This is a genomic window from Arthrobacter sp. ISL-5 (assembly GCF_018613835.1).
Classification (GTDB): domain Bacteria; phylum Actinomycetota; class Actinomycetes; order Actinomycetales; family Micrococcaceae; genus Arthrobacter.
Window position 1 is genome coordinate 60,852 of record NZ_JAGGPM010000030.1, and the last position, 14,354, is coordinate 75,205.

The 14,354-nt window shown below is 67.1% G+C and carries 14 protein-coding genes; 9 read left to right on the top strand and 5 right to left on the bottom strand.

Features of this window, described 5'->3' with window-relative positions:
* Positions 1 to 216: 216 nt before the first annotated feature.
* Complete coding sequence (locus tag J7I89_RS17180) at positions 217 to 684, top strand: hypothetical protein (RefSeq protein WP_214972861.1); 468 nt, start codon at positions 217 to 219, stop codon at positions 682 to 684.
* On the top strand, positions 681 to 2,585 hold the full coding sequence (locus J7I89_RS17185; protein WP_214972863.1) for a hypothetical protein: 1,905 nt from the start codon (positions 681 to 683) through the stop codon (positions 2,583 to 2,585). Before J7I89_RS17180 ends, J7I89_RS17185 begins: the two co-directional genes overlap by 4 nt.
* A gap of 118 nt (positions 2,586 to 2,703) precedes the next feature.
* Here J7I89_RS17185 and J7I89_RS17190 read toward each other — a convergent pair whose 3' ends face one another.
* From J7I89_RS17190 to J7I89_RS17205, 4 genes are all read right to left on the bottom strand, one after another.
* On the bottom strand, positions 2,704 to 4,539 hold the full coding sequence (locus J7I89_RS17190; RefSeq protein WP_214972865.1) for an ABC-F family ATP-binding cassette domain-containing protein: 1,836 nt from the start codon (positions 4,537 to 4,539) through the stop codon (positions 2,704 to 2,706).
* Positions 4,540 to 4,803: 264 nt separating this feature from the next.
* On the bottom strand, positions 4,804 to 5,679 hold the full coding sequence (locus J7I89_RS17195) for a metal ABC transporter permease (RefSeq protein ID WP_214972867.1): 876 nt from the start codon (positions 5,677 to 5,679) through the stop codon (positions 4,804 to 4,806).
* Between the two features lie 3 nt (positions 5,680 to 5,682).
* Complete coding sequence (locus J7I89_RS17200) at positions 5,683 to 6,504, bottom strand: metal ABC transporter ATP-binding protein (protein ID WP_214972869.1); 822 nt, start codon at positions 6,502 to 6,504, stop codon at positions 5,683 to 5,685.
* On the bottom strand, positions 6,501 to 7,538 hold the full coding sequence (locus J7I89_RS17205; RefSeq protein WP_214972871.1) for a metal ABC transporter substrate-binding protein: 1,038 nt from the start codon (positions 7,536 to 7,538) through the stop codon (positions 6,501 to 6,503). The genes J7I89_RS17200 and J7I89_RS17205 overlap by 4 nt, the downstream gene beginning before the upstream one ends.
* An 89-nt stretch (positions 7,539 to 7,627) precedes the next feature.
* Between J7I89_RS17205 and J7I89_RS17210 the strand changes: the two genes are divergently transcribed.
* The 5 genes from J7I89_RS17210 to J7I89_RS17230 all read left to right on the top strand — a co-directional run bounded on the left by J7I89_RS17210 (position 7,628) and on the right by J7I89_RS17230 (position 12,132).
* Complete coding sequence (locus J7I89_RS17210; RefSeq protein WP_214972873.1) at positions 7,628 to 8,389, top strand: CPBP family intramembrane glutamic endopeptidase; 762 nt, start codon at positions 7,628 to 7,630, stop codon at positions 8,387 to 8,389.
* Between the two features lie 74 nt (positions 8,390 to 8,463).
* Complete coding sequence (locus J7I89_RS17215; protein WP_214972875.1) at positions 8,464 to 8,904, top strand: VOC family protein; 441 nt, start codon at positions 8,464 to 8,466, stop codon at positions 8,902 to 8,904.
* Between the two features lie 21 nt (positions 8,905 to 8,925).
* Positions 8,926 to 9,879, top strand: coding sequence for a 1,4-dihydroxy-2-naphthoyl-CoA synthase (locus J7I89_RS17220; protein ID WP_214972877.1), 954 nt, complete (start codon positions 8,926 to 8,928; stop codon positions 9,877 to 9,879).
* Positions 9,880 to 9,940: 61 nt separating this feature from the next.
* Positions 9,941 to 11,107, top strand: coding sequence for an AMP-binding protein (locus J7I89_RS17225; protein WP_308159951.1), 1,167 nt, complete (start codon positions 9,941 to 9,943; stop codon positions 11,105 to 11,107).
* 143 nt (positions 11,108 to 11,250) lie between these two features.
* On the top strand, positions 11,251 to 12,132 hold the full coding sequence (locus J7I89_RS17230) for a 1,4-dihydroxy-2-naphthoate polyprenyltransferase (RefSeq protein WP_214972880.1): 882 nt from the start codon (positions 11,251 to 11,253) through the stop codon (positions 12,130 to 12,132).
* A gap of 126 nt (positions 12,133 to 12,258) precedes the next feature.
* On the opposite strand, the gene J7I89_RS17235 is transcribed toward J7I89_RS17230, so the two are convergent.
* Positions 12,259 to 12,567: a DUF4229 domain-containing protein gene (locus J7I89_RS17235; protein WP_214972881.1), complete on the bottom strand. Its 309-nt coding sequence runs from the start codon at positions 12,565 to 12,567 to the stop codon at positions 12,259 to 12,261.
* 270 nt (positions 12,568 to 12,837) lie between these two features.
* On the opposite strand from J7I89_RS17235, the gene J7I89_RS17240 reads away from it, so the two are divergent.
* Both J7I89_RS17240 and J7I89_RS17245 read left to right on the top strand, forming a co-directional pair.
* Positions 12,838 to 13,275 carry a PLD nuclease N-terminal domain-containing protein gene (locus J7I89_RS17240; RefSeq protein WP_214972882.1) on the top strand — a complete coding sequence of 146 codons (438 nt, stop codon included), beginning with the start codon at positions 12,838 to 12,840 and terminating at the stop codon, positions 13,273 to 13,275.
* Positions 13,276 to 13,465: 190 nt separating this feature from the next.
* On the top strand, positions 13,466 to 14,287 hold the full coding sequence (locus J7I89_RS17245; protein WP_251045474.1) for a hypothetical protein: 822 nt from the start codon (positions 13,466 to 13,468) through the stop codon (positions 14,285 to 14,287).
* Positions 14,288 to 14,354: the final 67 nt, after the last annotated feature.

The following is a 14,354-nucleotide window of genomic DNA, read 5'->3' on the forward strand; positions in this document are numbered from 1 at the left end:
CAAGATCTCCGGAGTGCTCCGTGACGCGGGCAACATTTCCGGCCCGGGGCGGAACCGCACACACTGCAGAAACAAAGTAATTCGAATGGAAAAAACACTCCTGTGAGGGCCGGATTGCGGCTACCCTGAGCACCATGGACGGGGATGCGTTCCCGGCCATGGCGTCCGCACCGTCTCATGCGGGTGTCGGCACTCGCGCCATTTTCAGGGGGGACTATGAGAAAGAGAGCACTACTGCTGCCAGCTGCTTTGCTGCTGGCAGTTGCGGGGTGTTCAGGCGGCGGCTCCGGCCCCGCCGGACCGAGCCCCAGCGTTTCACCACCATCAACCACGACGGCGGCCCAGACGCCGTCAGTATCCTCACCACCCACCACTGCCCCCTCCCTGCCCACCGACGTGTCCACATCGCTTAACGCGATCGACGCCCTGCAGGAGCACACCTGTGTGGCCGGCCCGGACGGATCGTGGACGTTCAAGGGAACCCTGGTGAACTCTTCGGACAAGGCAAAGACCTACACGGTGGCCCTCGCGGTGACCGTCGGCGCCGCAGTCCAGGGCCACGCGCTGATTACGGAAACGGTCCAGGCAGGGAAATCGGCTGAGGTCTCTGCTGAGAACTTCGCCAAAACCACGGGCCAACAGGGCACGTGCGAACCGGTTGTCTCGGTGGAGGACGCTTCGTGAAAAAAACACTACTTGCGGCTGCCCTGCTCCTGAGCTTCGCGGCCGGATCCTTCGCGCCCTCACCCGCCCTCGCCGACGACGCCGCTCCGTCAACGCCGCCGGCCCAGTCTGCGGACACCGGAAGCACTGACCCGGGGAGCCTGCCAGCAACGGACGAAGCCACTCCGCAGCCCGACACCCCGCCAGCCCCTGCCGAGACGCCCGGAGCAGGGGAATCGCTGGGCACCCAACTGACCGATCCAAGCACCGACCCCGTGCCCGAGCCCGACCCGGCACCTGAGCCTGACCCGGCGCCCGAGTTCGTCACGCGTGGCGGCATCGGCGCCAAGTGGCTCGCCCTGGGCGGCGAGGACGGCGTACTCGGTGCGCCGACGGCCAATGAGCAGTGCTCGGCAGGTTTTTGCGTCCAGGCGTTCACGGGCGGCTCGATCTATTGGACATCCGCGACCGGCGCCCATCCTGTCTTCCTGGCCACCGGTCGCACCGGACCGCAATGGCATGCGGCCGGGGCGCTTCCCACATTCGGATATCCGATCACCGATGAAACAGTCATCGGCGCCAAATCCCTGCAGAAGTTCTCCAGCGGAAAAGTGCTGGTCTGGACCGGCACCCAGTTCCTGACTTTCTCCACGAGGACCGGCATCGGCACCCGCTGGGCGGCGTCCGGGGCCGAAACCGTGCTGGGCCTGCCGTTGGCTGCTGAAGTCTGCGGGCTGAGGAACGGCGGCTGTTCGCAGGCCTTCGAGAGCGGAGCCATCTTCTGGTCACCGCAGACCGGAGCGCAAGTGGTCCGCGGCGGCATCGCCGGACGCTGGCGCGCCGCAGGAGCCCAGAATGGCGTCCTGGCCTACCCCACCGCCGGCGAGGTCTGTGGCCAGGTCGCCGGAGGCTGCAGCCAGAGATTCCAGGGCGGATCGATCTACTGGTCTCCCGCAACGGGACCTTGGATCACCCGGGCCGGCATCGGCAGCCGCTACGCCGCCTCCGGGGCAAACCGCGGTTCCCTCGGGTACCCCATGGCCAACGAGGCCTGCGGCCAGCCGGCCAGCGGCTGCCTCCAGCGATTCCAGGGCGGAACAATCCACTGGTCCCCTGCGACCAGCGCCTGGATTGTCCGGGGCGGAATCGGCAGCAAGTTCTATGCCAGCGGTGGTGTCGGCGGAACACTCGGCTATCCCACGGCCAACGAGAGGTGCTCGGCTGGACAGTGCATCCAGTCGTTCCAGCGCGGCTTCATCGGCTGGACGTCAGCGGCAGGCACCCGGATATATGCCATAACCGACTGCCAGAAACTCAACAACGGGCGGTCCAAGTACTCCACGTACGGCGCCAACCGGGTCCTCCTCACGTTCACGCAGGGCTACGGGCTGTCCTACGCCACCAACCTCTACTGCGTCCGGATCGCAGGCACTTACGTCCCGGACTGGAAGACCGACGGCTACGTGGGCGCGTCCGGGTTCAAGCCGCCGGGCGTCGCGTCCGGGCCAACCCGCAACCTGTACTCACCCACCGGTTCGTACTCGGTCACCGAAGCCTTCGGCTTGGGCAACCCGGGAACAAAGCTCGCCTACCGCACGCTGAACCCGCGCTCCCGCTGGGGCGGAAACCCCTGGACCGCGACGTACAACAAGTACTTCGAGTCCTCCTCGTGGGTGGGCTGGGACGAAAACATGTGGTACTTCGCCACCCGCTCAACCCATGACTACCGCCAGGGCGTGGTGGTTAACTACAACCGCCCCAATATTGTCCAGGACGCCGGCTTCGCCATCTTCCTGCACATGAACAAGGTCCCGACGGCGGGATGCATCTCGCTGGACGACTGGGCAGTTGTTGACTACATCAGGAAGTCGACACCCGGCGACCGGATCATCATGGGAACCTACGGCGACCTCTTCCGGTAATCCCGGACGGTAGGTCCCGCAACAGTAGTTAGGCACTCTGACGCCAGGTGCCGGCGGCCGCCAGCCGCCGGCACCTGGCGTCAGCTGTTTACGGAGTCACGTGTTTACGGAGTGCGCCCTATGCCGACACGGGTGCCGGCTCGAGAATGCCGCCCTCCATGGTGTACCTCAGCCACGTGCCGCGCGGCGGTGCCGCGGCCATTCCTACGGGATGAGCACCGCCCCGCTCCGCCGGCCGGTCCCGGAACCGGCCCTCCCGCGACTGGTCCTCCCGGGACCGGTCCGCGCAGTCGCTGAACCACTGGCGCAGGGCACGGTCATGGCTGACCATCACCAGTGTTCCGCTGAAACTGGCCAGCGCGGTCTCCAACTCCTCCACGAGCACGGGCGCCAGGTGGTTGGTGGGTTCATCGAGCAGCATGACATCGTTGTGGCCGAGCAGCAGCCGGGCCAGCGCCAGCCTCCGCTGCTGCCCGGCGGACAGGCCGCCCACCGGCACATGGAACTCACTGGCGCGGAAGAGCCCCAGGCGCAGCAGCGCCTCGGCATGGTCGTCTATGTTTCCGCCGAGTCCGGCGGCAAAAGCCGGGAGCAGGCGCAGCGCCGGATACCGGGGCGGCTCGAGCTCCTGTTGGAGATAGCCGATCCGCCCTCGACGCTCCACCTCGCCCACGGGAGCCTCCAGCGTGCCGGCCAGCAGGGAAAGCAGCGTGGACTTCCCCGCGCCGTTGGGGCCGGTGATCAGGATCTTCTGGCCCCGGTCCACGCGGAATTCGGACAGGTCCAGCCGGCCGGGCAGCCGTGCCTTGCGCGCCCTAAGCACCAAGTTGGACGCCTCACCGCCTGCCGCCCGAACCGCCGCACCCGCGGCAGCCAGGCCGTCGGCCGACAGGCCGTCCGCTCCGAAACCAGCCGGGCCGTACTCCTCCAGCCCGGCATCCAGTTTCAGGCGCTCGGGCGGGCGCTCCACCGGGTTGGCCTCCAGGCGGCGGAGGCGTTCCTGGGCGTTGCGGATTTTGCTTGTGGCGGCGCGCTCCCATGTGCCGGCCTTGAAGTCGAAGCCCATCTTGTCGCCGTCGCGCTGGCGGGCGTAGCCCATCTTTGTGGCGACCGTTTCGGCCTGGCGCTGTTCCGCAGCCATTGCGTCGATCCACCCGTGGTACTGCTGCACCCAGCGCTGGCGTTCGGCCCTCTTCTCCTTCAGGTAGCCGTCGTAGCCGTTGCCGTAACGGTTCACTGTGCGGCGTTCGGCATCCACTTCAATCACGGTGGACGCGACCCTCCTCAACAGCACGCGGTCGTGCGAGACCACCACCACGGTCCCGCGGTGGGCGGCGAGGCGGTTCTCCAGCCAGGCAGTGCCGTTGGCGTCGAGGTGGTTGGTGGGCTCGTCCAGGAGCAGGATGTCCGCCGGATCCGCCAGCAGGCACGCCAGTGCAACCCGCTCCTGCTCCCCGCCCGACAACGACCCCAGCAGCCGGCTCCGCTCCACGCCGCCCAGGCCCAGCCTGTCCAGCGCCGCTTCCACCCGCGATTCCGCGGCATAACCCTCGCGCAGCTGGTACTGGGTCTGCAGGCTCCCGTACGCCTCGAGTTCGTGCGGTTCGGCCGTGGCCAGCCCTGCCTCCAGCCGTTCGAGTTCGGCTTCCATGTCCCGCAGGGCACGCAGGGCGTCGTCGATGGCGTCGGCAACGGTCAACCCCGCGGGCAGGCCGGAGGTCTGGGCAAGGTATCCCACCCGGCCGTGGCGGACGGCCGCGCCTGAGTCCGGCGCCTCATGTCCTGCCAGGATCCTCAACAGGGTGGACTTGCCTGCGCCGTTTTCGCCGACGATTGCCACATGTTCGCCGGGCGCTATCACCAGCTCGACGCCGGCAAAGAGTTCGCGGTCCCCGTAACCGTGGGAGACGCCGGAAAGGCGCAGCTGTTCAGTACGGGCGGTGGGTTCAGTCATGGGAAGTCCTCGCAATCCGAAAGGCGGCCCCGGAGCCTGCCCCAAAGCGATCTGATCCGCTGGGAACTGATCCGCTTCGGAGCCGGTGCTCTGCGGGGCCCGGTCGACGGGAGGCAGCGCGGCCACGTGCCAGCGCTGCTCATTAGGACTTCATGCGTCAAGCCTGCCCGGCGGCGGCGGTGCCGTCAAGGCGAGCACCGCCGTCGGGCCCGCCTGCCAAAGGCGAGCACCGCCGTCGGGCCTGACCTCAAACGCAAGCGCGGCCTAGACGGCCAGCGCAGCTGCCTTCCGGCGGCGGGCCTTCGCCAGCCGGGTGCCGATCAGTCCCTGCCGCGGGCTGAACAGATAGACGACGGCGAACACCGCACCCTGCGTGAGCACCACCATGGCGCCGGAGGCCGTGTCCAGGTAATAGCTGAAGTAGATGCCGGCGATGGAGCACACGGCGGAGATCGTCGGCGCGATCACCAGCATGCGCGAAAACCGGTCGGTCAGCAGGTACGCGGTGGCGCCCGGAATGATGAGCATGGCCACCACCAGCACCACGCCCACTGTCTGCAGGGCAACCACGGACGTCAGCGCCAGCAGTCCCAGCAGCAGCGCGCCGAGCCGTTTCGGGGACAGCCCGATGGCGTGGGCGTGCGTGGGATCGAAGGCGTAGAGGGTGAGGTCGCGCCGCTTCAGGATCAGGATGGCGAACGCCACGACCCCCAGCACGAGGACCTGGATGAGGTCCGGAATGCTGACCCCCAGCAGGTTGCCGAAGATGATGTGGTTGAGGTCGGTCTGGCTGGGCGTCACGGAGATGAGGACCAGGCCCAGGGCGAACAGCGACGTGAACACGATGCCGATCGCCGCGTCCTCCTTCACCCGGCTTGTGTTCCGCACCACCCCGATGAGGGTCACGGCGATCAGCGCGAACACCAGCGCCCCGAGCGCGAAGGGCGCGCCCACGATGTAGGCAAGCACGACGCCGGGAAGCACTGCATGGGAGACGGCGTCGCCCATCAGGGACCAGCCGATGAGCACCAGCCAGCAGCTCAGCACCGCGCAGACGATGGCGGCGAGCGCGGTGGTGAGGATGGCGCGGACCATGAAGTCGTAACTCAAAGGCTCAAGCAGGATATCCAGAATGTCCATGGTTCAGCTCCTGCCCTGTTGGTTGGAAAGATCGGCATCGACCATCGGGATATCGCGGTCAGCATCACGGCCGCCGGGTTCCTGCACCGGAAGGTCCCGGTTCAGTACGTCGAGGCCGAACGCCATGGCCAGGTTCTCCGGCTGCAGCACCAACTCGGGCGGGCCGTGCATGAGGACCTTGCGCATCAGCAGCACGGCTTCGTCGCAGAGGTGCGGGAGGGCATGGAGGTCGTGCGTGGAGATCAGGATGGTGCAGCCGTCCGCGGCAAGCTCGCGCAGCAGGCGGGTGATGGTGGCTTCGGAGCGCTTATCCACGCCGGCGAACGGCTCGTCCAGGAGCATCATGGTGGCACCCTGGGCGATGCCGCGCGCCACGAAGGCGCGCTTCTTCTGCCCGCCGGACAGCTGGCCGATCTGCCTGCCGGCGAAGTCGGCCAGTTCCACGCGCTCCAGGGCGTCATGCACGGCAATACGGTCCGCCTTGGACGGACGGCGCGTGAATCCCTGGTGGCCGTAGCGGCCCATCATCACCACGTCCCGGACGGACAGCGGGAACTGCCAGTCCACGTCCTCGCTCTGCGGGACGTAGCCGATGCCGCCCTCCTTGCGGGCTTTCGACGGCGGCTCACCGTTAATCAGCACCCGGCCGCCATCCGGCTTGATCATGCCCATGATGGCCTTGAACAGCGTCGACTTTCCCGAGCCGTTCATGCCGATCAACCCGCAGATCCTGGCGTGGTCGAGGCTCAGAGAGGCGGCATCCAGCGCCAGGACCTCGCCGTAGTGCACGGTGACGTTGTCAACCAGGATGGCCGGGTTGCTCATGGCGTTGCCCCGGCCGAGGCGCCTGTCAGTGCTTCGGTGATGACCTTGGAATCATGCCGGATGAGGTCAAGGTACGTGGGCACGGGCCCGTCGGCTTCGGAGAGCGAGTCCACATAGAGCACTCCGCCGAACTTGGCGCCCGTGGCTTCCACCACCTGCCGCATCGGGGCGTCGGACACGGTGGACTCACAGAAAACGGCCGGGACCTTGTTCTTCCGGACGAAACCGATCGCCTCAGTAATCTGCTGCGGGGTGGCCTGCTGCTCCGCGTTGACAGCCCAGATGTACACCTCTTCGAGGCCGGCATCCCGCGTCAGGTAGGAGAACGCGCCCTCACAGGTCACGAGCGCCCGCTGGTTCTTGGGAACAGCAGCCAGTTTGGCCTTCATCTCGTCCTGCACAGCCTGCAGCTTCGCCTTGTAAGCCTTGCCGTTCGATTCAAAGACCGCGGCGTTCTGGGGATCCAGCTCGGAGAAGGCCTTCACCATGTTGTCCACATAGATCTGCACGTTGACCGGCGACATCCACGCATGGGGGTTCGGCTTGCCCTTGTATGAGTCCTCGCTGATCTGCATCACGTCCACGCCATCGCTCACCACGGCATGCCGCACGTCCATGCCCTCCACGAACTGGGCAAACCACGCCTCGAGGTTGAGTCCGTTGTCCAGGATCAGGTCCGCCTTGGACGCTTTGCGGATGTCCCCGGGAGTGGGCTCGTAGCCGTGGATCTCAGCGCCGGCCTTGGTGATGGATTCGACCTGCAGCTTGTCCCCCGCCACGTTCTTCGCCACGTCGGCCAGGACGGTGAACGTGGTCAGCACGACGGGCTTCTCGCCCCCGGAACCCCCGCCTGGGGCGGCACCCCCGCAGGCGGCCAGGGCCAGGCTGAGAAGCACGACGGCGGCGGCTCCTGTCCCGCGGGCGCCCGCGGAACGGCGGGAAACGGACGGGTTGGACCCGGCGTGCGTCGTCGCAGGCCGGCGGGCGAAGGTTCGGCGGACTACTTTGGCACACCGAAACAGAAAGTTAGGCATGCCGAACATTCTACCTGTGGCGACCGGACCCCTGCAACGCGGGGCCCGCCGTCGGCTCCCCCGCCGCCCGTCCGGACTACGCTTGAAGCATGGCGACTATCCGACGCACCGTTCCCCCGCCGCGGCCGGGCCTCTACCGATTTTCGCCGCTGGACTTCACCACGGTAGGGCTCTACGTGGTTCTCGCCGTGTTCTTCGCCGTGGCTGGCGAGCTGCTCCTGCCGCTGCTCCGGCTGGTTGCCCCGACTCCCGCCGTCGCGTCATATGGCGTAAACCTCCTGTTCTTCGGGTGCCTGGGCATCCTGGCGCTGTTCGCCGCCCGCCACGTGGTGGTCCGCGACCTCAAGGTGCTGGCCACCAGGCCGTGGTTCACCGCCGCCATGGTGCCGGCGTCGGTCATCGCCATGATGATTTTCACCGCCGTCCTCGTGGTGCTGGGCGGCACCACGGAGACGTCCGCCAACCAGGCCGGGCTGCAGGCGCTCATGCGGCAGGTGCCGGCCTGGCTGATGGTGCCGCTCGTCGTTGTGGTGGGACCCTTCGTGGAGGAATACATCTTCCGGCACCTGCTGATCGGCAAACTGAGCAGGCGCATCAATATCTGGATCTGCTGCGCCCTGTCCGTGGCGCTCTTCGCCGCCCTGCACATCGTGGGCCAGGAAGCCCTCACCGTCGCCGCGCTCATGCCATACCTGGCCATGGGGGCAACACTGGTGTTCGTATATGTGTGGACCGGCCGGAACCTGATGTTCGCCTACTTCGTGCACGCGGCCAAGAACCTGCTGGCCGCCATCTTCCTCTACACGATCCCGCCGGAACTGCTCGACCAGCTGCAGCGGGTCCCGGGATAGTCACCCGCGACACTGCCGCCTGTTCAGGCCGCCACCCTGTTCAGGGGGACCGCCGTCGTCGTATGTTTTGTCCCATGGGACTCAACATTCAGATCGTCGTCGACTGTAAGAATCCGCACGAACTCGCCGACTGGTGGGCAGAAACGCTGGAGTGGGCGGTGGAGCCGCAGGACGAGGCGTTCATCCGGTCAATGATCGATCAGGGGTTTGCCACCGAGGCGGACACTCAGGTGCACAACGGCAAGCTGGTCTGGCGGGAGGGTTGCGCGATCCGCCCGACCGAGGAAATCGACGCCAAGAAACCCCAGCGCCGCCTGCTGTTCCAGACCGCGCCGGAGGGGAAAACCGTCAAGAACCGGGTGCACTGGGACGTGGCCCTGGACGGCCGGGACAAGGACGAGGTCCGCACCGAGCTCGAAGCCCGCGGCGCAACCTTCCTCTGGACAGCCAACCAGGGACCGCACGAATGGCACACCATGGCGGACCCCGAGGGCAACGAGTTCTGCATCAGCTGACGCGATTACTAGACTTGGACGGTGAGCAACGAAATCCCCGCCAAGGTATCCGATGTGTTCGACCCGTCGCGCTGGCGCACCGTGTCCGGCTTCGACGACTTCCAGGACATGACGTACCACCGGCAGGTGGAGCGCTCCGAGGTCGGCGCGGTGGTGCGGGACCTGCCTACCGTCCGGATCGCGTTCAACCGCCCCGAGGTCCGCAACGCCTTCCGCCCCGGCACGGTTGATGAGCTGTACCGCGCCATGGACCACGCCCGGATGACCCCGGACGTCGCCACGGTCCTGCTCACCGGGAACGGCCCCTCCCCCAAGGACGGCGGGCACTCGTTCTGCTCCGGCGGGGACCAGCGGATCCGAGGCCGGGACGGGTACCGCTATGCAGACGGCGAAACCCAGGAGACCATCGACCCCGCCCGCGCCGGCCGGCTCCACATCCTGGAGGTCCAGCGGCTCATGCGGACCATGCCCAAGGTGGTCATCGCCGTCGTGAACGGCTGGGCCGCCGGCGGAGGCCATTCCCTGCACGTCGTCTCGGACCTCACCATCGCGTCCCGCCAGTACGGCAAGTTCAAGCAGACCGACGCCACCGTGGGCAGTTTCGACGCCGGCTACGGCTCGGCGCTGCTGGCCCGCCAGATCGGCCAGAAGGCCGCCCGGGAAATCTTCTTCCTGGCCCGCGAATACTCGGCCGAGGACATGGTCAGGATGGGCGCGGTGAACGAGGCCGTGGACCACGAACGGCTCGAGGAAGTAGCCCTGGAATACGCCGCGGACATCGCCCGGCAGTCCCCGCAGGCCATCCGGATGCTGAAGTTCGCCTTCAACCTCGCCGACGACGGCTTGGCCGGCCAGCAGGTCTTCGCCGGCGAAGCCACCCGGCTGGCTTACATGACGGATGAAGCCGTGGAGGGCAAGGAGGCGTTCCTCGAGAAGCGCGATCCGGACTGGTCCAGGTTCCCGCACTACTTCTAAGTCCGCACTAGCCCAAAGGCAGCCCCATGATCCCCAGGCCCACGTTTCCAAGGCAGGCGAAGTGAACATCGAACCCGCACTCAAGGCGCTGGCGGCCGCCCTCCACGGTGAGGGCCCCGCCGTCGAGCTTTCCGCCGGCCCCAGCGGCGAAACGGTGGTCCGGCTTGTCCAAACCCCCGGGATCGACGACGCGGCCGTGGTGGTGCGCACCTCCGGGTCCACCGGCTCGCCCAAGGCGACGGTCCTGACGGTTGAGGCCCTGGCGGCGTCCTCCATGGCCACCGCGTTCGCGCTCAAGGGGGAGGGCCAGTGGCTCCTGGCGCTGCCGGTGCAGTACGTGGCCGGCGTGCAGGTGCTGGTGCGGTCGCTGTTCGCCGGAACGCGGCCCTGGGCGATGGACCTGTCCAACGGGTTCACCACGGACGGCTTCACTGCCGCCGCCCTGGAGCTGACGGACAAGGTCCGTTTCACGTCCCTGGTTCCCGCGCAGCTGCAGCGGCTGCTGGAGGAGCCGTCGGCCGACACCCTGGCGGTGCTGCGGCGCTTCAACGGCATCCTGCTCGGCGGCGGCCCGGCCCCTGCTGGGCTCCTTGAGTCCGCCCGCGACGCCGGCATCCGCGTGATCACCACTTACGGCGCGGCGGAGACCTGCGGCGGCTGCGTGTACGACGGGTTTCCCCTCGAGGGCGTCGCCGTCCGGCTGTCCGAAGACGGCCGCATCCACCTGGGCGGAGCCACGCTGGCCGCCTGTTACCTGGACGCACCGGGCCTGACCGAGGAGGCCTTCGCCGAGGAAGACGGCGTGCGCTGGTACCGCACCAACGACCTCGGCGTGCTGGACTCCGACGGCCGCCTCACCGTCCTGGGCCGCGCGGACGATGTCATCATCACCGGCGGCGTCAAAGTCTCCGCCGCGCATGTGCAGGCCGAGCTGGAAAAGTCCGACGGCGTGACCGCGGCTTTCGTCGCCGGCGTCCAGTCAGCGAAATGGGGCCAGGCCGTGGCAGCCTATGTGGCCGTGGCCGGCGCCTCTTCGTCCGGCGCCTCTTCCGGCGACTCTTCTTCCGGCGCCGACGGGGCGGCCTGGGCCGAACAATGGCGCCGCACGCTGGGACTGATTGCCCCCAAGACAGTCCTTCCGGCCGACGAACTGATCATGCTGCCGAACGGAAAACCCGACCGGCTCGCGATGATTGAACGGCTCAACGCGCTCCATCAGGGAAAATAGACTAGTTCCCGCCGTGCCCCGTTGATGCGGCGCGCATTGCACCACCAAATGCATTGCACTACCGAAGCTACGCTTCCAGTACGGGCAATGTTCCACCGAATGTTTGACCGAACCCTCCACCGAACCAACACGAGGTACTCACCGTGGCCACAGCCGCACAATGGATCCAAGGCGCCCGGCTCCGCACCCTGCCGGCCGCGATCGCCCCTGTCCTGATCGGCACCGCGGCGGCCTTTGAGATGGGTGCCTTCCGCCCGCTCAACGCCATCCTGGCGGCCCTGGTGGCCCTATTGCTGCAGGTGGGCGTCAACTACGCCAACGACTACTCGGACGGGATCCGCGGCACGGACGAGAACCGCGTGGGGCCGCTGCGCCTTGTGGGATCTGGCGTCGCGAGCCCGGAACACGTCAAGTACGCCGCGTTCGGCGCGTTCGGGGTGGCCATGCTGTTCGGGCTGGTACTCATCATCATCACGCAGGCATGGTGGCTGCTCCTCGTGGGCCTCGGCTGCGTAATGGCCGCATGGGGCTACACCGGAGGCAAGAACCCCTACGGCTACATGGGACTGGGCGACGTGTTCGTGTTCGTCTTCTTCGGGCTCGTGGCCACGCTTGGCACCACGTACACGCAGGCGGGCCAGATCAGCCTGCCGGCCGTTGTGGGTGCGATCGGCACCGGGCTCATAGCGTGCGCCCTGCTGATGGCCAACAACGTCCGCGACATCCCGTCCGACATCCAGGCCGGGAAACGCACGCTGGCCGTGCGGCTCGGAGACAAGCACGCCCGTGAAAGCTACGTGCTGATGCTCGCCGTCGCCATCCTGCTGGTGGTGATCCTCGCGCCCGGCCGTCCCTGGATGCTGATCGTGCTGCTGCTGATCCCGGCCTGCCTGATGCCCGCGTGGCTCATGATCAACGGCCGGAAGCGCAAGAGCCTCATCCCGGTCCTGAAGCAGACCGGCCTCATCAACCTCGGCTACGCCGTGCTGTTCTCGCTGGGACTCGTGCTGAGCCACGGGATTTAGGGGCCGGCACGGGTTTTGGGGACGGCGCGCCTGTGCCGCCCGGGCGTCACTGCGCTGGCGCCATTGCGCAAGCGTTTCGGCGCGGCCTGACTGCGTTGGCGTTACCGTGCGGGAACGGGTTGCTCCCTAGGCTTCCTTGTTCCGGAGGTCGTTGCGGACCGTGATGTCCGGGTTGGAATCGACCAGCTTGTCCTCGGCCTCGGCGTCGTCCACTTCACCGGCGGTGCGCAGGGGCTTGGCACGGCCCGAGAAGCGGGCGTGCAGGGAGGCCGCAGCGGCATCGCGCTGCTTCTGGAAAAAGAGGTAGCTGAGAGCGAAGGAAATCAGCCCAGCGCAGACGACGGCAAGCAACCATCCCAGCTGCAGGAAGACGAACAGCGCAAACAGCGGTACGAAGAGGGCGAGCCGGATCAGGGAGTATTTCAAGAATGCCACTATCCAAGTTTAGCCGCCCTGCCTGAACGTATCCTCCGCACTTCTGTGGCCTTCCGACGCCTCTGCCGCCAGGCTTCGCACCTCCACCGCGCCTGCTTCCGTCGGCGTTGTCTGGCCGGCGCCGGCTTTTCAATGCCCCGGATCGCAAAACCGGCGCCGTTTCCTGGGCCGTTGGCACCACGATCGGGACAAAATTCACCAGCTTTTTGGTGGCGGGTTCTGTGGCATACTGTAATCTCCGTGGGGGCGTCCGGAGGCTAGACTGATTGCATGCTCCGTGTTGCCATTGCAGTCGCCGTTCTTGCCATATACGTCTACGGACTTGTGGACGTGATCCGGACTGATGCGCACCTCACCCGGGGATTCTCCAAAACAACCTGGATCATCATCGTTGTCTTCTTGCCGATCGTCGGTGCCGCCCTGTGGTTCCTGATCGGCCGCCCCCGCTATTCGGCCCCGGTACAGCAGCAGACGTACCGCCACCCCATCGCGCCCGACGACGACCCCGATTTCCTCCGCAACCTGGAGCAGCGCCGCCGCAACCAGGCCGAAGCCGAGCGCCTCAGGAAGCTGAAGGACGACCTCGAGTCGAAGAAGCCCAAGCCCGGTGCCGGCCCGCATGGCAGCGGCAGCCCCAGCACAGGGAACTCCGGCACTCCTGGCGCCGCGGGAGATGCCAGCGCCGAGGGCAATCCCGAGATCAAGTAGTACGTGCCGGCCGACTTTGCGCCAGCAAACCGTGGGGCCGGTGATTCTCCAAATATGGCCGCCTGGCACCCTTGCCGGGCGGCCTTTTTTGGCGAATGGCGGAGGCCCGGACAGCTCAACTAGTCCTCCACATCGGCCTGTATCTGTGGACAACGCGCCGGGGGCCTCTTTCCGGCATCAGAATGCTTGTATGCCGCGTCCCTGCCCGCTTCCTCCCCCGCTGTTGGGGCAGCCCTTCACCATCAAACAGGCCAAGGCAGCAGGCCTGACCCGCCGGCGCGCAAGGGCCCAGGGCCTGGCAAGCCCGTGCCACGGCGTGCGGATTCCGGCGTCGGCGGACCTCACCCTGCTGGTCCGGGCCAGGTCCCTGGCCTTGGCCACAGGAGCCGTCGCCAGCCACCTCACAGCCGCGGCGCTGTGGGGTTTTCCTTTGCCGCGCTGCTTCGAAACGCATGAAGTCGTCCATCTGACGTGCCGGCGCGGCGGCAGGGCGGTGCGGCGCAAGGACGTGTGCGGCCACCAGTCCGTCCTCCTGCCGGATGAAATCATCGAGGGCCGCTACGTGGCGTGCACCTCTCCCCTACGGACCTGGTTTGATCTGGCCGGCGTTCTGGGCATGCTGGACCTCGTCATCGCCGGCGATTTCCTGCTACGGCGCCGGAATCCTCTGTCCACGCTGGCTGCCCTGGACACCTTCCTCGCCACCAAGGAGGGCCGGCCGGGCTACCGGAAGGCCATGAAGGCCCGGGCGCTCATCCGGGCGGACACCGATTCGCCCAAGGAAACCGAGCTGCGCCTGCTGCTGGTCGGGCCGGTCTGCCCGAACCGTCCATCAACCTGCCGCTGCTCGATGAAACCGGGGGCTGGATCCAGGACCCGGACATGTCCTATGAAAAGTTCAAGATCGCCATCCAGTACGACGGCGGCCACCACTCCACCTCTACCCAACGGCGAAGCGACATATTCCGAGACGAGAACGCGCGCAGGCTCGGCTGGCTCGTGGTGGTCCTGACCCAATGGGACATGGACCCGTTCGCTCCCGGCATGGAGCCCAACGCCGTGACCAGGGTGCGCGAAGC